Source organism: Planktotalea sp., assembly GCF_050633725.1.
Taxonomy (GTDB): Bacteria; Pseudomonadota; Alphaproteobacteria; order Rhodobacterales; family Rhodobacteraceae; genus Planktotalea.
On record NZ_JBOEHB010000001.1, the window covers coordinates 424,701 to 447,615 of the forward strand.

The 22,915-nt window shown below is 53.6% G+C and carries 21 protein-coding genes; 12 read left to right on the forward strand and 9 right to left on the reverse strand.

The features are described from left to right. Positions 1-5 precede the first annotated feature (5 nt). The 5 genes from ACRBCU_RS02015 to ACRBCU_RS02035 all read left to right on the forward strand — a co-directional run bounded on the left by ACRBCU_RS02015 (position 6) and on the right by ACRBCU_RS02035 (position 5,842). Positions 6-1,256 (forward strand): sarcosine oxidase subunit beta family protein, encoded by a 1,251-nt coding sequence (locus ACRBCU_RS02015; protein ID WP_431363681.1) that lies wholly within the window; start codon positions 6-8, stop codon positions 1,254-1,256. Further along, positions 1,256-1,543, forward strand: a complete 288-nt coding sequence (locus ACRBCU_RS02020) for a sarcosine oxidase subunit delta (protein WP_431363682.1) — start codon at positions 1,256-1,258, stop codon at positions 1,541-1,543. Before ACRBCU_RS02015 ends, ACRBCU_RS02020 begins: the two co-directional genes overlap by 1 nt. Further along, on the forward strand, positions 1,540-4,479 hold the full coding sequence (locus tag ACRBCU_RS02025; protein WP_431363683.1) for a sarcosine oxidase subunit alpha family protein: 2,940 nt from the start codon (positions 1,540-1,542) through the stop codon (positions 4,477-4,479). Before ACRBCU_RS02020 ends, ACRBCU_RS02025 begins: the two co-directional genes overlap by 4 nt. Further along, the gene (locus ACRBCU_RS02030; RefSeq protein ID WP_431363684.1) at positions 4,472-5,038 is read left to right on the forward strand and encodes a sarcosine oxidase subunit gamma; all 567 of its coding nucleotides are present in this window, start codon (positions 4,472-4,474) and stop codon (positions 5,036-5,038) included. Before ACRBCU_RS02025 ends, ACRBCU_RS02030 begins: the two co-directional genes overlap by 8 nt. Before the next feature lie 138 nt (positions 5,039-5,176). Then, positions 5,177-5,842 carry a helix-turn-helix domain-containing protein gene (locus tag ACRBCU_RS02035; protein WP_431363685.1) on the forward strand — a complete coding sequence of 222 codons (666 nt, stop codon included), beginning with the start codon at positions 5,177-5,179 and terminating at the stop codon, positions 5,840-5,842. A gap of 28 nt (positions 5,843-5,870) precedes the next feature. Here the strand turns inward: ACRBCU_RS02035 and ACRBCU_RS02040 are convergent, their stop codons facing one another. The 6 genes from ACRBCU_RS02040 to ACRBCU_RS02065 form a co-directional block, all read right to left on the reverse strand. Beyond that, entirely contained in the window at positions 5,871-6,938 is a 1,068-nt protein-coding gene (locus ACRBCU_RS02040) for a heme-dependent oxidative N-demethylase family protein (RefSeq protein WP_431363686.1), read from the reverse strand. A gap of 9 nt (positions 6,939-6,947) precedes the next feature. Continuing rightward, the gene (locus tag ACRBCU_RS02045; RefSeq protein WP_431363687.1) at positions 6,948-7,910 is read right to left on the reverse strand and encodes a PDR/VanB family oxidoreductase; all 963 of its coding nucleotides are present in this window, start codon (positions 7,908-7,910) and stop codon (positions 6,948-6,950) included. After that, positions 7,907-8,503 carry a dimethylamine monooxygenase subunit DmmA family protein gene (locus ACRBCU_RS02050; RefSeq protein ID WP_431363688.1) on the reverse strand — a complete coding sequence of 199 codons (597 nt, stop codon included), beginning with the start codon at positions 8,501-8,503 and terminating at the stop codon, positions 7,907-7,909. Before ACRBCU_RS02050 ends, ACRBCU_RS02045 begins: the two co-directional genes overlap by 4 nt. Before the next feature lie 63 nt (positions 8,504-8,566). Then, the gene (locus tag ACRBCU_RS02055; RefSeq protein WP_431363689.1) at positions 8,567-9,718 is read right to left on the reverse strand and encodes an aminomethyltransferase family protein; all 1,152 of its coding nucleotides are present in this window, start codon (positions 9,716-9,718) and stop codon (positions 8,567-8,569) included. A gap of 155 nt (positions 9,719-9,873) precedes the next feature. Further along, the gene (locus ACRBCU_RS02060) at positions 9,874-10,044 is read right to left on the reverse strand and encodes a hypothetical protein (RefSeq protein WP_431363690.1); all 171 of its coding nucleotides are present in this window, start codon (positions 10,042-10,044) and stop codon (positions 9,874-9,876) included. Positions 10,045-10,070: 26 nt separating this feature from the next. After that, positions 10,071-11,477: an ammonium transporter gene (locus ACRBCU_RS02065; protein WP_431363691.1), complete on the reverse strand. Its 1,407-nt coding sequence runs from the start codon at positions 11,475-11,477 to the stop codon at positions 10,071-10,073. 211 nt (positions 11,478-11,688) lie between these two features. Here ACRBCU_RS02065 and ACRBCU_RS02070 point away from each other — a divergent pair, with 211 nt between their 5' ends. From ACRBCU_RS02070 to ACRBCU_RS02095, 6 genes are all read left to right on the forward strand, one after another. Next, the gene (locus ACRBCU_RS02070; RefSeq protein ID WP_431363692.1) at positions 11,689-12,618 is read left to right on the forward strand and encodes a class II glutamine amidotransferase; all 930 of its coding nucleotides are present in this window, start codon (positions 11,689-11,691) and stop codon (positions 12,616-12,618) included. After that, positions 12,619-13,302, forward strand: a complete 684-nt coding sequence (locus ACRBCU_RS02075; protein ID WP_431363693.1) for a protein GlxC — start codon at positions 12,619-12,621, stop codon at positions 13,300-13,302. 15 nt (positions 13,303-13,317) lie between these two features. Further along, complete coding sequence (locus ACRBCU_RS02080) at positions 13,318-14,664, forward strand: FMN-binding glutamate synthase family protein (protein WP_431363723.1); 1,347 nt, start codon at positions 13,318-13,320, stop codon at positions 14,662-14,664. A 71-nt stretch (positions 14,665-14,735) separates the two neighbouring features. Then, positions 14,736-16,070, forward strand: a complete 1,335-nt coding sequence (glnT, locus tag ACRBCU_RS02085; RefSeq protein ID WP_431363694.1) for a type III glutamate--ammonia ligase — start codon at positions 14,736-14,738, stop codon at positions 16,068-16,070. Between the two features lie 63 nt (positions 16,071-16,133). Continuing rightward, positions 16,134-17,468 carry a flavin-containing monooxygenase gene (locus ACRBCU_RS02090; protein ID WP_431363695.1) on the forward strand — a complete coding sequence of 445 codons (1,335 nt, stop codon included), beginning with the start codon at positions 16,134-16,136 and terminating at the stop codon, positions 17,466-17,468. A gap of 135 nt (positions 17,469-17,603) precedes the next feature. Further along, positions 17,604-18,203, forward strand: coding sequence for a dimethylsulfonioproprionate lyase family protein (locus tag ACRBCU_RS02095; protein ID WP_431363696.1), 600 nt, complete (start codon positions 17,604-17,606; stop codon positions 18,201-18,203). Between the two features lies 1 nt (position 18,204). Here the strand turns inward: ACRBCU_RS02095 and ACRBCU_RS02100 are convergent, their stop codons facing one another. After that, positions 18,205-18,615 (reverse strand): group II truncated hemoglobin, encoded by a 411-nt coding sequence (locus ACRBCU_RS02100; protein ID WP_431363697.1) that lies wholly within the window; start codon positions 18,613-18,615, stop codon positions 18,205-18,207. A gap of 64 nt (positions 18,616-18,679) precedes the next feature. Next, positions 18,680-21,049: a DUF1989 domain-containing protein gene (locus tag ACRBCU_RS02105; protein WP_431363698.1), complete on the reverse strand. Its 2,370-nt coding sequence runs from the start codon at positions 21,047-21,049 to the stop codon at positions 18,680-18,682. 170 nt (positions 21,050-21,219) lie between these two features. Between ACRBCU_RS02105 and ACRBCU_RS02110 the strand changes: the two genes are divergently transcribed. Beyond that, positions 21,220-22,065, forward strand: coding sequence for an EamA family transporter (locus ACRBCU_RS02110; protein ID WP_431363699.1), 846 nt, complete (start codon positions 21,220-21,222; stop codon positions 22,063-22,065). Between the two features lie 12 nt (positions 22,066-22,077). Here ACRBCU_RS02110 and ACRBCU_RS02115 read toward each other — a convergent pair whose 3' ends face one another. Continuing rightward, on the reverse strand, positions 22,078-22,872 hold the full coding sequence (locus tag ACRBCU_RS02115; RefSeq protein ID WP_431363700.1) for a phosphate/phosphite/phosphonate ABC transporter substrate-binding protein: 795 nt from the start codon (positions 22,870-22,872) through the stop codon (positions 22,078-22,080). Positions 22,873-22,915 lie beyond the last annotated feature (43 nt).

Sequence of the window (22,915 nt, forward strand, 5' to 3'; positions counted from 1 at the left end):
AGCATATGCGGTATTCTGGGTTCAAAGTCATCAAAGAGGCTTTGACGGGTCACAAAGGCTGGACCCCTGCATGGCGTGACCCCGAGCCAAAACCTTACTATGACATCGTCATCATAGGCGGCGGCGGGCATGGCCTCGCGACTGCGCATTACCTTGCAAAAGTTTACGACCAAAAGAATATTGCCGTTATCGAAAAAGGTTGGGTCGGTGGCGGAAATGTGGGCCGCAATACAACGATTATCCGCTCAAACTATCTGTTGGATGGAAACGAACCTTTCTACGAATTTTCGCTCAAGCTTTGGGAAGGCTTGGAGCAAGACTTGAACTACAACGCTATGGTTAGCCAGCGGGGGATCATGAATTTGATCCACTCCGATGCTCAGCGTGATGCTTTCGTTCGGCGCGGCAACGCTATGATGTTGAATGGTGCAGATGCGGAGTATTTGAACGAAGAGCAGATACGAGCCGAGTACCCATTCTTGAAATTCGATGATCAACGCTTTCCGATCAAGGGCGGTCTTGCGCAGCGACGTGGTGGCACCGTGCGCCATGATGCTGTCGCTTGGGGATATGCGCGCAGTGCAGACGCACATGGCGTCGATATCATCCAGAATTGCGAAGTTACAGGATTTCGCATTGAAAACGGCGTTTGCAAAGGCGTTGAAACGTCGCGGGGCTTTATCGGCGCTGGAAAAGTGGGCTGCGCAGTTGCTGGCAATTCAGGCCGCTTGATGGATAAAGCTGGAATGCGACTGCCGATAGAAAGCCATGTCTTGCAGGCTTTTGTCTCCGAAGGCTTAAAGCCGGTCCTCCCGGGCGTGATTACATTTGGGGCTGGCCATTTTTACGTCAGCCAATCTGATAAAGGCGGGCTTGTCTTTGGTGGGGACTTGGACGGGTATAATTCCTATGCGCAACGCGGAAATCTGCCCGTGGTCGAAGACGTGTGTGAAGGCGGTATGGCGATCATGCCGATGATCGGGCGCGCCCGTTTGTTGCGAATGTGGGGCGGCATCATGGATATGTCGATGGACGGATCGCCGATCATTGATCGCACCCATATCGAGGGGCTCTATTTCAATGGTGGCTGGTGTTACGGCGGTTTCAAGGCCACGCCCGCCTCTGGTTATACCTTCGCGCATTTGCTGGCCAAGGATGCACCGCACGAAGTCGCCACAGCTTATCGGTTCGATCGGTTCAAGACAGGCCACATGATTGATGAAAAAGGGATGGGCAATCAGCCCAATTTGCACTGATGATTATCAACCACCCGCTTCTTGGCCCGCGCGATAGTTCAGAGTTTGTCTATCTAGGGGATGCCTCTTTGATCGAGCGCCCTGATTGGGAAGGCGAAACCGCGCCTGCCGATTTTCACGATTACGCATACCTTCGGGAAAACCCAGCGGGTTGGCATCGCGAGTTATGGTTCCATGAAGGCGGGGATCGATCGTGGCTTGTGGTTACGCGCAATACGATCACGCATGAAATTTCCAACGTCGAAATGGCCCGCGATGTGGCGCGCAGCAAAGGAGGTTCCAAATGACCCAGATAAACCGCCTTGCGGGTGGCCAGATAGATCGTGGTGCGAGCTTTCGTTTCAAATTTGACGGTAAGGATTACGCAGGTCATCCTGGTGATACACTTGCATCCGCGCTATTGGCGAATGGTGTGCGTCTCATGGGGCGTTCGTTCAAATACCATCGCCCGCGCGGCGTTATGAGCGCCGGTAGCGAAGAGCCAAATGCCCTTGTGACCCTGCGCACAGGCGCGCGCGCCGAGCCGAATACACGGGCAACGACGGCGGAATTGTTCGATGGTTTAGAGGCTCGCTCGCAAAATTGTTGGCCTTCGGTCAAGTTTGACGCATTGGCGGTGAATGACGCTGCTTCTGATTTTCTGACCGCCGGGTTTTATTACAAGACTTTCATGTGGCCTGCGCCCTTTTGGGAAAAAGTCTACGAGCCAATCATCCGAAAGGCAGCGGGTCTTGGTTCGCTTTCGATGCAAGAAGACCCTGATGCCTATGATAAGGGATTTCGCCACTGCGATTTGTTGATCATTGGCGCTGGCCCCTCTGGTTTGATGGCGGCGCTTACTGCGGGACGCGCAGGCAAAGAGGTCATCCTTGCCGACGAGGACTTCGCATTTGGTGGGCGCTTGTTGAGCGAGCGGTTAGAGATTGCTGGCGTATCGGCGCTTGATTGGACCACGCAAACAGTTGCGGAACTGTCATCCCTGCCAAACGTGCGTTTGATGCCCCGTACAACTGTAATCGGCGCGTTTGATCACGGGATTTATGGCGCTGTCGAGCGGATTTCGGATCATCTCAAGCAGCCCCAAGACGGAAAACCGCGCCAAATTCTCTGGCGCATCTATGCTGGGAAAACCATGCTCTGCGCGGGCGCTTTAGAGCGGCCCATCGCGTTTGAGAACAATGATCGACCCGGGATCATGCTTGCCTCTGCGATGCGCTCTTATGCAAATCGCTGGGCCGCAACGCCTTCGCAGCGCGTCGCAATTTTTACCTCCTGCGATGATGGTCACCGTACGGCGGTTGATCTTCATGGCCTGGGTGTAAAGGTCTTGGCTGTCATTGATACGCGCAGCGATGCGCCCAAATCAGCGGACTTTGAAGTGCTCGCAGGCGCACAGGTGACAAACACCAAGGGTCGACTGGGCCTGACATTTGTTGACGTGAAACTGGCTGATGGCGCCATGCGCACGATTGAATGTGGCGCACTTGGCGTTTCCGGCGGATGGAATCCGAATATTCACCTGACGTGCCATCAACGTGGTCGACCGCAGTGGCACGAGGATATCTCCGCCTTTGGACCGCCAGAGGATCTTCCACAAGGGATGATGGTTGCAGGGGCAGCAGCGGGCGATTTCACAACGCATGGTGCGCTTTTGTCAGGGGCAAAGGGCGCAGCAAAAGCGCTTGAAATCAAAGCAGCGCAGATACCAACGGCTGAGGATACGCCTGCGAAACAAGCGCCATTCTGGTATGTTGAGGGCTGTAAACGTGCATGGCTTGATCAGCAGAACGATGTGACAGTGAAAGATGTGAAACTGGCCCATCAGGAAGGGTTCCGATCCGTCGAACACCTCAAGCGATATACGACGCTGGGAATGGCGACCGATCAGGGCAAGACGTCTAATATGGGCGGTCTCGCGATCATGGCTGAGCTTGCTGGGAAAGCGATACCAGAGGTCGGTACAACGATCTTTCGCCCGCCTTACACGCCGGTTTCCATTGGCACGCTCGCGGGGCGTATGCGCGGGATGGAATTTCACCCGACGCGTTTAACGCCCTCGCATTTCTGGGCGAAAGAGCGCGGCGCGGTCTTTGTCGAAGTCGGCAATTGGCTGCGTGCACAGTGGTTCCCGATTGCGGGCGAAACACATTGGCGGCAATCCGTGGATCGTGAAGTGACACAAACACGCGCCTCTGTTGGGGTCTGTGACTGTACGACCCTTGGGAAAATTGACGTGCAAGGCAGTGATGCTGCGACTTTCCTCAATCGGGTCTATTGCAATGGGTTCGCCAAACTCGCCGTTGGCAAGACGCGCTATGGTTTGATGCTACGCGAAGATGGCATCGCAATGGATGACGGCACGGCGGCGCGGTTGGAAGAGGATCATTTCGTCGTCACAACGACCACTGCAAAAGCGGGGCCTGTTTATCAGCACATGGAATTTGTGCGTCAGTGTTTGATGCCCGATGCGGATGTGCAGTTGATCTCGACAACCGAAGCTTGGGCGCAATATGCGGTTGCTGGGCCAAACTCACGCAAGCTTTTGCAAAAAATCGTCGACCCCGCGTTCGATCTGTCTAATGAAGGGTTCCCTTTCATGGCCTGCGCCAACATCACCGTCTGCGGAGGCTTGCGCGCGCGGCTGTTTAGAATTTCCTTCTCTGGTGAATTGGCTTTCGAGATCGCGGTTCCTGCGCGTTACGGAGACGCATTAATGCGCGCGTTGATGGAGCAGGGCGAAGAATTTGATGTTGTCCCTTATGGCACAGAAGCTTTGGGCGTTATGCGTATCGAAAAAGGACATGCGGCTGGAAATGAATTGAATGGCACGACCACCGCGAACAATCTTGGCATGGGCCGAATGGTCTCCAAGAAAAAAGACAGCATTGGTTCGATCCTGTCAGAGCGTGATGGTTTGAACGAGCCGGACGCGCTCAAGCTGGTTGGCGTGAAGCCCCTCGCACATTCGGACAAGATTACCGCAGGTGGCCATCTGATGAACGAAGATGGCCCTGTGGATGCGGCCCACGATCAAGGCTATGTAACGTCGGCAGCGTATTCGCCCGAACTTGGCTCGATGATTGGTCTTGCCCTGATCAAGTCCGGCGATGCCCGTTTGGGCGAACACATGCGCCTTGTGTCCCCAGTGACCCAGAGCGACGTCGTGGTAGAGGTCACTTCGGCCCATTTTGTTGATCCCGAGGGAGGGCGCCAACGTGCATAATCTAAAAGCGATTACAGCGCTGGGTGGGCAAGAGCCGCGCGTCGATAGGATCGGCGAAAATACTTTACGCGAAAACGCAGGCTTGGCCCTTGCCTCTGTGCATGCGCGGCTTGGTCAGGAAGAGGCGTGTCGCGCGCACCTGCAAGACCTGCTCGAAGGGCGTGTACCTGCAATTGGCAAAGCGGTTTTGCGAGACCCTGAAGCGGCCTTTTGGACTGGCCCGGATCAATGGATGGTCGGCGCTCTTTTTGACACGCACGAAGAATTGGCTGATCAATTGCGCGCACGTTTCGGCAGCACGGCATCTATAACCGAGCAAACGGATGCATGGGCCTGTTTTGATCTGCAAGGCGCGACTATGGACGCGGTGATGGAGCTACTTTGCCCGGTCAATATGCGGGCAATGCAAACTGGTGACGCTCAGCGTACGTCTATTCACCACCTTGGCTGTTTTGTGATCCGGCGCGAGCCAAGTGACTGGGTACGCATCCTCGGGCCGCGCGCATCGGCAACATCACTGCATCACGCGATTATTACAGCGATGCAATCTGTAGCTTGAGCAATTATTGCTACTAGGGAATTTATTTTCCCCAAGGGAATAAATTTCCCTATAGTGGTCGAGCGACCCTGAGTCTCGTAGGATATTGTGCGAGAAACCCTTGTTTTATTGGGCCGTTTAACTCTATGGGGTGCGCTTATGGATGTAGAAAAGATATTGCCTGAAACGGCCCTGAAGCTTAGCCAAAATCCGCATCGTATCAGTTCGGGTGAACGGGAGAAGGTGCTTGAGGTCGCGATTGGCCGCGAAGTGCGCGCGTTTCGTAAGCAAAAAGAAATCACAGTTGCCGAACTCGCGATTATGACGGGCCTATCAATAGGGATGCTCTCAAAGATCGAGAACGGGAACACCTCGCCTTCGCTCAATACGCTACAGACGTTGGCGAATGCGCTTTCCGTTCCGTTGACCAGCTTTTTTCGCCGTTTTGAAGAACAACGTTCCGCGGTGCATACCAAAGCAGGCGAAGGCGTTGAATTAGAACGCGAAGGGACGCGCGCTGGGCATCAATATAATTTGCTTGGTCACATCGGCGCGAATTCGAGCGGGGTCATTGTTGAGCCCTATTTGATCACCCTGTCAGAGAAATCTGATACCTTTCCCATGTTCCAGCATGGCGGCATCGAAACCATCTATATGCTGGAAGGTAAGGTTGATTATCGCCATGGCGATGAGGTCTATCCGCTTGTGCCGGGGGATACACTCTTCTTTGATGCAGATGCGCCGCATGGACCAGAAGTCTTGGTTGAACTGCCTGCGCGTTATCTGTCGATCATCAGCTACCCGCAATCGTTGTCGGGGGCGTAGGACGCGTAGAGTTACGCGCCCTAGAGTGTTACGATTTCAGTGCCGGCTCGGTCTCAAAATCGGGCCAGATGCCGTCACTTGTCGGCAACCCGTCATCGAATTTTGACAGATATTCCAGCATCATTGGGCGGTTGTCGATAAAGCCTTTGTACGTCGCGAGTTCATCGGGCAAATCGCGAATGACACGATGCAATCGGCGGCCCCATTTGGGCATCGTCATGAGATCTTGGAAACTGCACAGGTAGCAGCGGATCGGAAAGACCAATGCATTGGAGCGGGGCAGGCGAAAGAACGTCTGTAGCTCAACGCGCAGGTGTTGTTTCGATCCGATATTGTCGGGCGTGAGCGTTGTCTTTTGGATGCCCCATTTGTGGTAGTTCTCTGGCGATGTATCCAGCAGCGGATTGACCGTCATTGTCCAGTTCAAACGCCGCGCTGGCGCGCCTTGCTGAATATTCAGCAGGAACTTCAATGCGCGAACAAAGATGCCTTTTTCATGGGCGAGGGGAACAGGGGCATGCCACTCAAAAAAGTTCATGCCGATGTCGAAATCGAGCGACCAATCGGCTTGCGTCGTGACCATGCCCGCATCCATCCAGAGATTGTCGTCGCGCTGATCCAGCACAGCAAAATCACCCTGCGCTTGGCGCGTGATGTATTCCATCGGCCCATACGGAAGCGTGGCTTCATCAAGGAAGGTGAACGTATCATCGATGCCCATAGGCTTGTTGATCCAACGCCATTGATCGCCGTCGCGGTGCAACTCGAACAAGTCGGGATAATCTTCCGATTTGCTAACCATGATCAATTCCAGCAAATCCCAACCCGCAAGCGTCATATGCGGCAAAGACTGGCACCGCAGCGGATCATCATCGAGCACCATCGCACGATCGCGCATCTCGGCGACATAATGTTCATCTACGTCAAAGCGCTTTTCAAAAACCGACCCTTCAGGTCCGCCGCGATGTTGCTCCATATTGACCGAATACATGTAGCTGTCTTCATGGAATGGAAAAGGAAAGCGTTTGATTGCCCATTCGGAGTTGTGGAATGAATAATCGTCGCGAAACGTTTCGTCGTTGAATTGAATGGTCATTTTCGTCTCCTAGCGGTCAAGAACGAGAGTCTTGCCTTCAAATCGGCTGACGCAGGGCATGATTTTTTCGCCCGAGGCGAGTTCGTCGTCGTCGAGCCAATGATCGCGGTGAATGAAGTTGCCCGCATAGTCGATGACACGGGTTTCGCACTGGCCGCACGCACCGCCCCGACACAGATAGGGCGCGTCAACGTTATTGCGTTCCATCGCTTCAAGCAGGCTTTCGTCTTTGCCCACTTGGATCACTTTGTTCGACACGGCGAGTTTGACTTCAAACGGCTTGCCCGGTTGGGGGGCAAGGAATTCTTCATAGTGGACGGTTTCGCGTGGCCAGCCGAGATTTTCAGCCGTCGAGCGCACCCATTCAATCATGCCTTTCGGGCCGCACACATAAATATGTGTTCCAATAGGTTGCCCGTCGAGAAGCGATTCCAGCGCAATCGCTTGTTTTTCGTCGTCGAAATAGACATGCGCCTCATAGGGGTGTTTCGATGTGAGCTCGTCTACATATGAGCCAAGCGCTTCGTTGCGGCAGGCATAATGTAGCTCCCACGCGCCGCCCAAACGTTCCATCTGTTTGATCTGGCTAAGAAAGGGGGTGATGCCAATGCCGCCTGCAAGAAACAGGTGCTTTTTGGCGCGCAAATCGAGGGAAAAGAGGTTTACAGGATAGCTGATAACCATCTTGTCCCCGACGGAGACCTTGTTGTGCATATGGAGCGATCCGCCACGTCCCTCGTCGTCGCGCCGCACCGAAATGGTGTAAGCACTTTGATCCATTGGATCGGACATAAGAGAATAAGGGTTAAGGCGGGTGATATCGCCATCTTCCATCTCAACAACCGTATGTGCGCCGCCAGAGAAGGTGGGGAGGAGCCCGCCGTCGCTGCGTTCAAACTTGAACCGCGTCACCAGCTCGTTGACGGGTACGATTTCAGTGACGGTGACGTCGATTTTCTCTGCGCCGCTCATTCGTAAATTCCTTTGGCTTCTGGCACATTTCCTGGATCTTCCGCATCTATACACACCCCTTGATAAGCAGCGAGGCGACGCGAATAGTGATCGCGGACAAAAAGGTTCAACCCGCAATGTGAACACACGAAGGGATCAATCGCCACATCTTCGGTGATGCCTTTGCAGTGAACACATTGCATCCGCCGCGCAGTGCTTCCGCGATGCTCTGTCTGAATTGCTGTATGCGGAATCCCGGCATCGGTGCAGGCACGCATCGCTTGGCCCATTAGGCTTTCGGTGCCAGCAAGGTAGACCTGTGTGCCCATCTTGGCGTCCTGCAAAACACGTTCGATCCGTTGTTCTGCAGCGGCAAAGGTTGGCCCTTCATAAAATTGCGCAGGCTCTAGCGCGCGTAACGCAATACCGTAATCTGTGCCTTTGCTGATATAGGTAAGGTGCGCGCTGGCCATAAGTTCAGGCGTCGCGATATCCAAAATAGCTTCAGCGCCACTTGCATCGACAATCATCAAATGATGCTTTCCAGCGCGCGGCTCTAAAGTACCCCATACAGGGCGGCTACGGATTGAGGGGGGGAATTCAAATTTTGACATGGATCTTCCTGCGGCACGGTAAAAGGGGCGCAACGAATGGGTGCGCGCCCCGATTTCAAACTATCACCCCTTTGCGGTGCGGATAGACTTGTCGACGTCGTAGAATGGCATTTCCTCTGCCGTTGCGTCCAACTCGGTGCCATCAGGCTGCACGACGGTTAGCTTAGTTCCGGCTTTTGCCGCATCTGGGGCCAAGCGCGCGATTGCGACGGAATAGCCATTCAGTTCTGAGGACAGACCATAGGTGATGACGCCAACGTCTTTGCCGTCTTGCATCACGCGGGCAAACATTTCCATTTGATCCATAGCATCGCCAGCCAGCTTAACGCCGTAGATCTTGAAACGCTCTTTGCCTTTGGCCGCATAGTGGTTTTCAGACCCGATAAAGCCTTCTTTGTCAGGGGACACTGTAAAGTCGAGGCCAAGCTCCCATAGCGTGTCACCGCATGGTTCATCATCGAACGGGAAGGTTTCAGAGTTATCGCCGGGATAGAACAGCAAATAGCTCTCGATGCGCAACATATCGAGCGTCGAGAACTGTGTCGGGCGCACGCCCATGTCCTTGCCCGACGCAAGGATGCTGTCCCATAGGTGAACCGCATCTTTACGGGCGCAGAAAATCTCATAGCCACGCTCGCCCGTGTATCCCGTGCGCGAGATCATAACATCACGGCCAAAGAGGCGCGTGTTGATAATGCCGAAATATGAAAGATCGCGGATGCTTGGAATTTCTTTTGCCAGCAGGTCAACCGCGACAGGGCCTTGCAAAGACATATCGTGCAAATCATCATCAAAAATGACCGAGCAATTCTTGCCGGCTGCAACGGTTGTCAGCTGCTCCATGCCTGTTCCAGTGCCGTGAACGACCATCCACGAATTCACAGCAATATGGTAGATAATGCAGTCATCGATGAATTTGCCCTCAGCGTTCAGCATTGAGGCATAGGTCGAACGACCCGGCGCAATTTTTTCCACGTTACGGGTGGTTGCGCGGTCAATGACATAGGCCGCATCTGGGCCGCTGACATGAACCTTTTTCAAACCAGACACATCCATCAGGCCCGCTTTGGTGCGGATGGCTTCGTAATCGGCTTTGGCGCGTTCCGGCGTATGATCATAGAACCAAGCGGTTCCCATGCCGTTCCAGTCTTCCAATTCGCCGCCGATTTCAGCATGGCGCTGCGCAAGTGCTGAATGTCTCCAAAGAATGGCCATCAGATTCCCCCTGTGTGTTGTTGAGTCTTGTTGTGAGTATTCAGCCTGACTGCTCTTCAAAAAGCAACATTCGTGTTCAACTTTTTTTCCTGTCAGGCAATAAAATGTGAAAGGGGGCCGCATTTGGCCCCCTTTCGATAGAAAATCCAGCAGATTTACTTGTCGTACTGTTTTGCTTTTGCTGTCTCGGAACGCTGCCCGATCACCAGAACTGCAATGCAGACAATGATTGCGAGCAGTGTTGTGATGCCGGGCAGGGCAGTGCCCCAGCCGATGAACATCGCGCCATCAACAACGTCCCAACTGGCTTCAGAATATGGAAACATGAGTTTCTCCTTAGACTATGAGTTGATTATTCAGCAGGCGTGACTGGTGCATCAGAGCCCCACTCAGGATAGCCAGCGGCAGGAACTTTCACGAGATCCATTCCTGCCAGTTCAGCGCCTTCACGGATACGCAACATGCCGAACATTTTGAGAATGTAGGACACGATGTAGCCGGGAACGAAGCCAAGCAGGAAGAAGACCACAGCGCCAATGATCTGGCCAACAAGGTTGATCGTCGGAGCTTCTCCAGCCGCGCCTTGAAGGGCAGGATAGCCAGACGCCCAAACACCCAACATGACAACGCCATAAAGGCCAATCGTGCCGTGAACTGTGACCGCACCAACCGCATCGTCGATGCCGCGCTTTTCGAGCCAATCTGCGCAAGGTTTCAAGATGAGACCAGCGGAGAACGCGATCAAGAACGCATGTGCAGGGAAGTAGATATCCAGACCAGACGCGACCGAGATAATACCAGCAAGCGCGCCAGACATCATCCAGAACGGATCACGTGTGAAGAGCCATGCACCGATGATACCTCCCGCAACAGCCATAAGGATGTTAAACGAAAGCGCAGAAAGCGTGATTGGCGTTCCATAGATCGTTGATGGTTTGTCACCGAACCAGCTCCATGCTTCGCCCGGAACGATCACGCAGGCCATCAAGAAGCCCCAGAAACCGACGATAATCAGCATCAGGCCCGTGACAGTCAGCGGCATGTTGTGACCGGGGATGTGGTTTGCAGAACCGTCAGCGTTGAACTTACCAATCCGTGGCCCAAGGTTGATCAATACACCGAGTGCAAAGAAACCAGCCACCGCGTGAACAAGTCCCGCTGCGCCAAAGTCATGTACGCCGAACTTTGTGACCAACCAGCCATCTGCGTGCCAGCCCCACGCCGCCGCAACGACCCACGCGAAAGAACCAAGCACGATTGCAAGGATGATAAAGCCGACGGTTTGAATGCGCTCGATGACCGCGCCTGACATGATGGATGCTGTTGTTGCCGCGAACAAAGCGAAGGCGCCAAAGAACACGCCAGAGGCTTGGTCAGCAATGTTTGGCCCCATGTATTGCGCCGCATCGCCCCAACCCAGAGCAATGGAATTCGCATAGGCCGCACCGGAAATGCCCGCTGGCCCTTCCGAGAACGTCAGACCCGTTGGGAAACCCCAATAGACCCACCATCCGAAGAAATAGAAGGTCGGGATCATAAAGGCGAAGGCGAGAATGTTCTTAACGCCAGAGCTTAGAACGTTCTTAAGGCGCGATGCGCCCATTTCATAAGCGAGGAAACCCGCGTGAATGATAATCATCAGCGGAATGGTTAGATAATAGAAGGTCTCAGCAAACATGGTGTTGGTGACTTTCGCACCAGCCCCTGCTGCTTCCAGCTCTGCCACTTTGGCAACGAGCGCAGCAATTTGTTCTTCCACGTTAGTACTCCCGTGTTTTGTCATTTCTTGTGATGGTCAGGTCGTAACTGCCTGACGCTGGGTCGCAGACAAACATGAGTCTTAAACATTTCCTAATGATTTTTGCCTAAAAAGAAAAAAAGTTTCCTAACAGTTGAGTGCTCATTTTTTTGGTGCTAGCGTCAGATTCGAACGCCGCTGAGTTGGCGAATAACTTTTCAAGGATTTTGATATGTGCGGAATTGTTGGACTTTTCCTAAAAGACAAAAGTCTGGAGCCCGAACTTGGCGCGATGCTCACGTCAATGTTGATCACGATGACTGATCGCGGACCGGATAGTGCTGGAATCGCGATTTATGGTGATGAAACAAGCGGTAACACGAAAATTACGGTGCAATCTGACACTCCGGAGCTGGACTTTGCAGGGCTTGAAAATGCGCTTGGCGATGCGCTTGGTTGCGCGGTTGGAATGTCGGTGGTGAGCACGCATGCCGTTCTTTCAATCCCGAAGGGACGCTTTGAGGACGCGCGCGCAGCACTTCTGGACCTGCGCCCAAAGGTTCGCGTTATGAGCCGCGGGGATACTTTAGAAATCTATAAAGAAGTCGGTTTGCCTAAAAATGTGGCAGAACGTTTCAACGTGACCTCCATGTCGGGGACACATGGAATCGGTCACACGCGGATGGCGACAGAATCAGCGGTTACGACAATGGGTGCCCATCCGTTCAATACTGGCGATGATCAGTGCTTGGTTCACAATGGATCGCTTTCCAATCACAACTCGCTGCGCCGCAAACTACGCCGCGAAGGGATTCACATCGAAACAGAGAATGACACTGAGGTCGGCGCTGCCTACCTCACGTGGAAAATGCGCGAAGGGGCAAGCCTTGGTGAGGCGCTCGAAAGTGCGATTGATGATTTGGATGGGTTCTTTACGTTTCTTGTCGGAACCAAGGACGGCTTTGGCGTTTTGCGTGACCCGATTGCCTGCAAGCCAGCGGTGATGGCTGAAACTGATCAATACGTTGCCTTCGGGTCCGAGTACCGCGCATTGGTCGATCTGCCTGGTATCGAAGACGCCCGCGTTTGGGAGCCGGAACCAGCTACCGTCTATTTCTGGAGCCACACCTCGGCCCCGACAAGCACAGAGAAAGCAGCATAAATGCAGACAGTTGACCTACAAGAGCTGGGCCTGCGCGGCGTAAATGCTGCACTTCATGCCCAAGCGGACGACACAAACCAAACATCTTGGACAATTAAGAACGCCAAAGGCTCGCATGCGATCGCTTGCGGTTTAGATGCTCCGATTGAAGTCAATGTAGAAGGCTCTACCGGCTATTATTGTGGCGGTATGAACCAGCAAGCGACGATCAATATCCTCGGTTCTGCCGGCCCCGGCACTGGCGAAAACATCATGTCGGGCAAGATCGTGATCGAAGGCGATGCGAGCCAGTATCTTGGCGCGACGGGACATGGCGGCCTGATCGTCGTCAAAGGAAATGCTGCGTCGCGTTGCGGCATTTCAATGAAAGGCGTGAACATCGTTGTTCAGGGCAACATTGGACACATGTCCGCGTTCATGGGTCAGTCTGGTAACTTGGTTGTTTGCGGTGACGCTGGCGACGCGCTTGGGGATAGCTGTTATGAAGCACGGTTTTTCGTGCGCGGCTCGGTCAAGAGTCTTGGGGCAGATTGTGAAAAGAAAGAAATGCGTGAAGAGCATCTGACGCTTTTGCAGGGCCTTCTGGACGAAGCGGGCGTTGACGCCAAAGCGGAAGAGTTCACGCGCTACGGCTCTGCCCGCAATCTCTATAATTTCGACGTCGATAATGCTGCGGCTTATTAAGGATACCAAACGATGATGAAGACACATGATGAAAATGGTATCCCGCACACGTCTGCGCGACAGTCAGCGACGTTTAGTAACGACGTAAACTCTGACATTCGTCGAGCAGCGGCCACGGGTATTTACGATATTCGCGGGGGCGGCGCAAAGCGCAAGGTTCCTTCGTTTGATGACCTGCTGTTCATGGGCGCGTCGATTTCGCGTTATCCGTTAGAGGGGTATCGTGAGAAATGTGAGACTTCGGTGACAATTGGCGGATTGCATGCCTCTAATCCGATCGAGCTTGATATTCCTGTCACCATTGCGGGCATGTCCTTTGGCGCCCTTTCGGGCCCTGCAAAGGAAGCTCTGGGGCGCGGCGCATCGCTGGCTGGTACGTCAACGACCACAGGCGATGGGGGTATGACCCCCGAAGAGCGTGGCCACTCGAACAAGCTGGTCTATCAATACCTGCCTTCGCGGTATGGCATGAACCCCAATGATCTGCGCAAGGCGGATGCAATTGAAATTGTGGTTGGCCAAGGTGCTAAACCCGGCGGCGGTGGCATGTTGCTGGGCCAGAAGATTTCAGATCGTGTTGCGGAGATGCGCAATCTTCCCAAGGGGATTGATCAGCGCTCTGCCTGCCGTCATCCCGATTGGACGGGTCCAGATGATCTTGAAATCAAGATTTTGGAGCTGCGCGAAATCACAGGTTGGAAAGTGCCGATCTACGTGAAGGTCGCTGGTGCGCGTCCCTACTACGACGTGACTTTGGCGGTAAAGGCGGGCGCAGATGCGATTGTTCTGGATGGCATGCAAGGCGGAACAGCGGCGACACAAGATGTGTTTATCGAGCATGTGGGTCAACCGACGCTCGCAATCATTCGCCCCGCTGTTCAAGCACTGCAAGACCTTGGGATGCACCGCAAAGTTCAATTGATCCTGTCTGGTGGCATTCGCTCTGGCGCGGATGTGGCGAAAGCGATGGCGCTGGGCGCTGACGCGGTCGCAATTGGAACCGCTGCGCTTATAGCGTTGGGAGACAATGACCCGAAGTGGGAAGCGGAATACAATGCGCTGGGCACCACAACAGGTGCTTATGATGACTGGCACGAGGGCAAAGACCCCGCGGGCATTACGACGCAAGACCCCGAATTGATGAAACGATTTGATCCCGTTGAAGGTGGTCGCCGTTTGCGCAACTACCTCAAAGTGATGACGCTAGAAGCACAAACAATCGCGCGGGCCTGTGGCAAGAACCATCTGCACAATCTAGAGCCAGAGGACTTGGTCGCCCTGACAATGGAAGCCGCCGCGATGGCGCGCGTGCCTTTGGCTGGCACAGATTGGTATCCGGGCAAAACCGGTTCAGGGTTCTAAAGTTTAACAAAGGCGCGGCCCATCGGTGGCACGCGCCTTTTTCAATGATTTAAAGACGACAGGGAAAGACAATGACAACTGATCTGGCAAAATTCGCCGAAGACAACGGCGTTAAATATTTCATGATTTCCTTCACCGATCTGTTCGGTGGACAGCGCGCCAAGCTGGTTCCAGCGCGCGCAATCGCGGATATGCAAGAGGATGGAGCGGGCTTTGCAGGCTTTGCAACGTGGCTGGATCTGACGCCAGCGCATCCTGATATGCTCGCCGTGCCAGACCCGGAGGCGGTCATCATCTTGCCGTGGAACAAAGAGATTGCATGGGTGCCTGCGGATTGCGTCATGGAAGACCAGCCAGTTGAGCAAGCTCCGCGCAATGTTCTGCGCCGGCTGATTGCAGAAGCCGCTGAGGAGGGCATGCACGTAAAAACTGGCATCGAAGCGGAGTTCTTTTTGCTCACGCCAGAGGGTGATCAAATTAGCGACGGCTTTGATACCGCCGCCAAGCCTTGCTATGATCAGCAAGCCTTCATGCGCCGCCTTGATGTGATCCGCGAGATTTCAGATCACATGCTGGAAATGGGCTGGAACCCTTACCAGAATGACCATGAGGACGCGAACGGCCAGTGGGAAATGAACTGGGATTTCGATGATGCGCTGGCGACTGCGGACAAGCACAGTTTCTTCAAGTTCATGACAAAATGCGTCGCGGAAAAGCACGGGTATCGCGCCACGTTCATGCCAAAACCGATCGAGGGCCTTACGGGTAACGGTTGTCACGCGCATGTTTCTGTGTGGGACGCACCCGGCGAGGCCTCTACAAAAAATGTGTTTGCCATGGAGGCGAATGATAGCAGTCAAACGGCAGAGCTTGGCCTGTCTGAGCAGGGCCGCAATTTCCTTGGCGGTATCATGAAACACGCGAGCGCGCTTGCGGCGATTACCAATCCGACGGTGAACAGCTACAAACGCATCAACGCGCCGCGTACGATGTCTGGTGCCACTTGGGCCCCCAACACGGTGACGTGGACGGGGAACAACCGAACGCACATGGTGCGTGTTCCTGGCCCGGGCCGTTTTGAGCTTCGCCTTCCAGATGGCGCGGCAAACCCCTATCTTTTGCAAGCGGTGATAATCGCCGCTGGCCTATCGGGCGTGCGCACGAAGGCTGATCCGGGCAAGCGTCATGACATTGATATGTACGCAGAGGGCCACAAAGTACGCGGCGCGCCAAAGCTGCCTTTGAATATGCTGGATGCGCTGCGCGAGTATGACAAAGACAAGGGGCTTAAGGCCGCGATGGGCGAAGAGTTCTCGCGCTCTTATCTCAAGATGAAGATGCAGGAATGGAATTCCTTCGTGTCTTACTTCTCTGATTGGGAGCGTGAAAACACGCTCGATATTTAAGTCGGTGGGTGCGTGGAAACCACGCACCTTACGCATCATTTTTCTGAATATATGGAGATTAGCATGACCAAACGAGTTGCTATTATCGGAGCCGGTCCATCGGGCCTTGCACAGCTACGCGCCTTTCAATCGGCCAAAGAAAAAGGCGCAGACGTGCCTGAGGTCGTTTGCTTTGAAAAGCAATCCAATTGGGGCGGACTTTGGAATTACACATGGCGCACGGGCCTAGATCAATATGGCGAGCCTGTGCATGGATCAATGTATCGCTATCTTTGGTCCAATGGTCCCAAAGAGGGTCTCGAGTTCGCGGATTATTCGTTTGAAGAACATTTTGGCAAGCAAATTGCCTCATATCCCCCGCGCGCGGTTCTATTCGATTACATCGAAGGCCGTGTGAAAAAAGCAGGGGTGCGCGATCAGATCCGTTTCGAAACGGCTGTGCGCTGGGTTGAAAAGACGGAGACCGGATTTGACGTAACTGTTTGTGACCTGCCCAACGATCGCACATATACCGAAAGCTTTGATCATGTGATCGTTGCCTCTGGCCACTTCAGCACACCGAACGTGCCACAATTTGAAGGTTTTGATAGCTTCAAGGGTCGTGTGCTGCATGCCCATGATTTCCGCGATGCGATGGAATTTGTCGACAAAGATGTGTTGATCGTCGGAACGTCCTATTCTGCAGAAGATATTGGCTCGCAGCTTTGGAAATATGGCGCAAAGAGCATCACCGTGAGCCACCGCACTGCCGCGATGGGCTATGACTGGCCAGACAACTGGAAAGAAGTTCCGTTGTTGACCAAAGTCGATGGCAACACCGCGCATTTCAAGGATGGCACCACGATGGAGGTGGACGCCGTGATCCTTTGCACAGGTTACAAGCACCACTTCCCATATCTGCCAGATTCGCTGCGTTTGAAGACTGCGAACCGCTTGGCCGCTGCCGATCTCTATAAAGGTGTCTCATATGTGCCTGAACCCGATCTGTTCTATCTTGGAATGCAGGATCAATGGTTCACGTTTAATATGTTTGATGCCCAAGCATGGTATGTGCGCGATGTGATTATGGATCGTATTGCGATGCCAGACAGGGCCGCGATGGAAGCCGATGTTGCAGATCGCGTTGCGCGTGAAGATGCGGGCGCAGATGACTACGATGCGATTTGGTATCAGGGCGACTACATCAAGGAATTGGTTGCGGACACCGACTATCCAAGCTTTGACGTTGAAGGTGCCTGCAAAGCGTTCAAAGAATGGAAGGGCCATAAGAAGAAGGACATTATGACCTTCCGCAACAATGCCTATAAGTCGGTGATCACAGGGACGATGGCTCCGATCCATCATACTCCTTGGAAAGATGCACTGGATGATAGTCTGGAAGTTTACTTGCAGAACTAAACGAATGGATGGGGGCTTCGGCCCCCATTTTCTTTGCGGTGCGGATCATTCGCGACCTCGATAGGACGCTGATTGACATGTTTCTTGCAGGGTAGCGCCAGAAGCTAAGGCATTAGCGATGAGCGGAGCTTTGCGATGATCCAGAAAAGTCCTTTAGAAATGACCTTACACCACTTGAGGCTGCTGCATCAAAACCATGCGGAATTGGCCGCGTTCTGCCCATTTCCAGACGATGTAAAGCGGCAAGAGTTAATACCCTATCATATTCCCGCAGCGGATATTTTTCAAAATCAGGTTGGTTTGCAGCCCTCTAACTATCCCGAACTGCGCGACGCATTGATTGCGTTGAGTCCGGATATGCTTTGGCGCGAAACCTACAAGGACACCAATATTGCAGCGGACTTTATGGAGCGTTTCGGTTGTTATGAAATCATCGGTCGAGACGCGCCATATGCCAGTGCGAAGATGCGCAGCTTCCTCGTCTTTCAGCCACCGCATTTGCACTATCCGTGGCATCATCATCCGGCCGATGAAATCTATGTGGTAGTTGCGGGCGAAGCGGAGTTTCATTTGGACGGGCGGCCTTCAGAGACCCTCACAACAGGGCAGGCGGCGTTTCATCCTTCAAATGCTCCGCATGCATTGACCAGTCACGACCATCCTGTCCTTGCATATGTGGTTTGGCGGGATGAGTTTGAAACTGGGCCGGTTTGGTCAGAAAGCGAAAAGAACTAACCTAACTGCGCGTTCCGACGTCTTCCCAATCGGGAACGTCATTGACCAATAGATCAGCCACGCGGCGAAACACGAGATTCAAGCGATCTGCGTTAGGACCAGTATGCCCTTCATCGGACAAAGCTTGGCTCATGCAGATCACCCAATTGTCGGCATCCTCCTGACGCACAGGAATATGGGCATGCATCAGTTTTACGTCCATATGGCCGTGTTTTTCTTTGTAGTAGTGCCGCCCACCCATAAAGCCGCTCAGGAAGTTGAACTGCTCAACCCGCGCATGCCCAAGGCCATGACCGCGCGCATGAAGGCGACGCAGGTTGGACCCCTCGGGCAGCGTTTCCACAAGATCGTAGAAATGCTCGACCAAATCACGCAGGCGATCTTCGCCGCCAATATCTTCTAACATACTCATAGAGCGAGCTTCTTACAGAGGTGGCCGAGGAGCATTGATCTAAATCAACGCCCCAGAAAAAGCACTAAGAGCGCGGACGGGTTTTCTTTGGATCATAGGCCGCCGTGGCATTGCCGATAATTGCAGGCAGTCGTTTCTGATGACCGTCTAGTTTGCCTATTTCGAGCTGCGTTCCGGGGGCGGCATGGGCCACATCTACGCGAGCCAGAGCGATGTTTTTGCCTAGAAGTGGCGAGCGCATAGAAGAGGTCACTTCGCCAATTTGCGCCCGTCCAACGTGGATGCAATCGCCGTGTTCCACATCAACATTGCTATCGATTTCTAGCCCGACCAATTTGCGCATCGGGTTCTCTTTGCGCCGTATAAGAGCGTCACGTCCGATAAAGTCATCAGTTTTCGACTTAAGCGGCACGGTGAATCCAATTCCCGCCTCAAACGGGTCCGTTTGATCAGAAAAATCATAATCGGCGAAGATGAGGCCCGCCTCTATGCGCACCATATCTAACGCTTCGAGGCCCATAGGTTTGATGCCGTGATCTTGGCCTGCATCCCAGATGGCCTGCCAGATTTCGGCGCAATCCTTGGGATGGCACATGACTTCATAACCCAGTTCCCCCGTATAACCAGTGCGGGAGATAACAAATGGCGTGCCGCTTTCATTGTTCAATCGTGCAGGCGTAAAGCGGAACCACTCAAGCTGTTCGAACTCCGGGTTATGCGGTGCGGTCCAGACAAGTTTCTTCAAAAGGTCACGCGATTCCGGCCCTTGCACAGCAACGTTGTGCAGTTGGTCCGTTGATGAGCGCACCATGACTTTCAAATTGAGTTTCTCAGCCTGCTCGCGCAACCATTCTCCGCCGTAGTCATTGCCGCCGATCCAGCGGAAATTGTCTTTGCCAAGGCGGAACACAGTCCCGTCGTCAATCATGCCCCCATGTTCATAGCACATAGCTGTGTAGACGACGGCACCAACGGCAAGGGTCTTCATGTTGCGGGTAAAGACGTATTGGCAAAGTGCTTCTGCGTCGGGGCCGGTGATTTCGAATTTACGAAGCGGGGACAGATCGAGAATGACGCATTTTTCGCGGCATGCGTGGTATTCTTCGATGGGGCCAGCCGCAGCGTAACAATTGGCGAGCCAGTAGCCGTTGTATTCGATGAAATTGCGCGTGAGCTTGGCGAATTGATCGTGAAAGCCGGTTTGTTTAGTCATCTTATATTCCGCATCAGGGGTTGGGCGATACGCGACAGAACGCTGAAACGTCTCTTTGCCAGAGTATGTGCGCACATGAATATCTGTGGGATTCCAGCCGTTCGCGGCTGTGGTGTCATCAGGACACGCAGAGCTCACGCAGACAATATCTGTCAGCGCGCGCAATAGAACGTAATCACCGGGGCGCGACCACGGCTCGTCCGCGTACATAACGCCGTGATCATCAAGGCCCGTGTTGAAAAAGAAGTTAATTGCCATCCAGCCAGGGCGGCCAGTGACGTTGAATTCGGACAAAGCCTGGTTGAAATTGTCCGAGCAATTCACATGGCCCGGGTAGCCGATGTCGTCGTAATATTTTGCAGAGCACGCCAGAGCAAAGGCGTCATGGCGCCCGCAAGTGTCTTGGACGACTTCAACCAAAGGCACCATTTCCTGATCGTAGTATTTGGCATGCAATCCGGGCATGGGGTAGGCATGCCCCATCAAGGTGCGCGTCGTTGTAACGTCAAGTGCGTGCTCGATCCCTTTGTCGAGCTTGCGCGCAGAAAAGCACTCAAAATCAGTGCACTGACGCCCATCCACATCAAGGATCTGGATGTAGTCTCCTGCCTTTACAAAATAGGCCTGTGCCGTTTGCGAGTGAACACGAATATCGGCAACCGGATCAGCAAGCGGCGTAGGCACTTCGAAGCGCACATGCTGTTTGATTTTAGCGCGTGTGATCAGCACCGTTAGCGGCGTTGCGGTGTTTTGCGTTTCGATATCCATCGGTCCACCAGGGGCCGCGATGATCACGCAGCCATCCGCGCTGGCTGTGAAGTTCTCGCTTGTGCCTGCTGGTGTTGTGGCACCAAAAAGGGTGATCGCGCCAGCTTGGCCCAGATCAATCCCACGCGCATCTAGCCCCATTCGCAGCCCGCGAAGCGAGCGATCATCGCTTGTGAGCAGGGCTTGCAGGCCATTCGCAATGTCACTGCTGGATTGGCTCAATATCTCAGGCGAAATGCGTCCATCTTTGCCTGCGGCAACCACTTCGCAGGGTTGTCCGCCTTCATCATTTGTAATCGCGATTTTGTCGCCGATGTGGATCGGAACAAGGATTGCGCCCGCGCCTTCAACAACATAGCGTTCGCTGCCGGGGGGCAGAGAGAATACCTTGGGTTCGATGATGATGCTCGGCTTTGGCGGGCCGGGCCTAACCTGGGGATAGTCATCAAGCATTGTAATCTCCCAATACACACAGATTTGCATCTGTGGAAAATTTGTTTAACCGTGAGAATAATCTGAAAAAATGAGAGTCGGCAAACAAAATCGGAGCAGGCCATGATGTTACAACATATTGCGATCAGGATTTACCCGTTTGCAGGCACTCGCGAAAAGCGTCTTTGCAGATGAGCGCTTTGACCCTAGGCCTTTTGGCAGCGCTTATGTGGGGATTTCACGACGTCTGCGTTCGTTTTATCAGCCAGAAAACGCCACTTATGGCGTCTCTTTTAACGGTACTGGTCTCAGGCACCCTGTTTCATCTCATTGTTATGGGTGCACAAAAAAGCGAGTTAGCACTGCCTTCTCATGCGCTCGGCCTGTCAGCGTTGTCTGGCGTGTTCTTTTTGATTGCGAGCCTCGGACTATATGCGGCGTTTCAACGGGGGCCAGTACGTCTGGTTGCGCCTATCATTGCAAGCTTCCCAGTCCTGTCAGTGGGATGGGCCGCGCTGAATGGATCGCACATCTCTTTTTGGCAACTAAGCGCGGTCGCCGCCATTGTCGTTGGCGTTTCTGTTGTGGCAGCACTGTCAGACGAAAGCGACGGGCCAACGATGCCAAAGGGCCTTACGATCATCTTTGCAACGATTGCATCCATCGGATTTGCAGGAACTTTTGCACTCGGGCAAATGGCCAGCGCCCAGGCGGGTGAGCTTCCTGTTACGTTGGTCACACGGTTGGTTGCGATTGCATTGCTTCTGATCGGGATGCTCGCCTTGAAGTTACCCCTATGGCCGGGCAAAGGCGCGCTGGCGATCCTTGCGTTGATGGGGGTTGCTGACGGCATTGCGTTGTTAAGCATCAATACAGCAGGCCATCTGCCGGACGCACAATATGCCTCTGTTGCGGCCTCCACGTTTGGATTGCTGACCATTGTACTTGCGTGGCTCTTTCTTGGTGAAAAGATGCGCGCGTTGCAGTGGGTTGGCTGTGTTATCGCATTTTGTGGAATCGGATATCTTGCGATTTAAGGTCGCGTGACTTCAATCAGGATTGGGCACGCTAAAGTAGTCTTCCTTGGGAATGCGCACGATATCCTTAATGCCAAGGAGCGCTGAATCTTCCGCGCTCAATTCGGCGATGGCTGCCTTTACAGCGCCGAACACCGCATCCGCATCGTTTTTTTGAGACGTGATATACGGCAGGCCGGGTGTCGGCGCGGTCCATTCCAGAACCCGCAAGTCACGTGCAAAATCATCGTATTTCACAAGGTTGCGCCAAGTGACGCCATCAAGTGCCGCAATATCAGCGCGTCCCTGCGCGACCGCTTGCGCGGACAGCAAATGTCCCTTGGTTTCTAGTCGTTCGTTAAACCAGAACCCGCGCGGTTTGGTGTGTTGAAACGCAGCAGCGTAACCGGATTGAGAGCCTAATTGATTGTATGCGAAACGCGCACTTTCGAAGTCAGAAATCGTTTTTCTGGGATCTTCAGCGCGAACAACAAAAGCGCTGCGGTAATAACCCGCCGGGCAATTGGCAAGATCAAAGTCAGGGGTGCCGACGAGCGTTACTTTTTCTCGCAGATCATTGCGATAGGGCATCCCGCAGGTTTGGCTAAGCGCAAGTTCCGGATGCAGCCATACCGCCGTGGCATCTGCGCTCTGCGAAAGAGTTTTGGGGCTGGAAATTCCAGCGTTTTCAAGGTGCCTGTGGATCAATTGCCAATATCTCGCGTGGGCGCTTTGTAGCTCGGCGCGTTCGTACATTATCAAACTGGCAATCATCAGACAGACTTTCTTTTCAAAACACAAAGCAACGGCAAAGCGCGCCGTATCCATACCGTTACGTCCATCGTTAGGGAATAGCGCATCCGCTCTATTT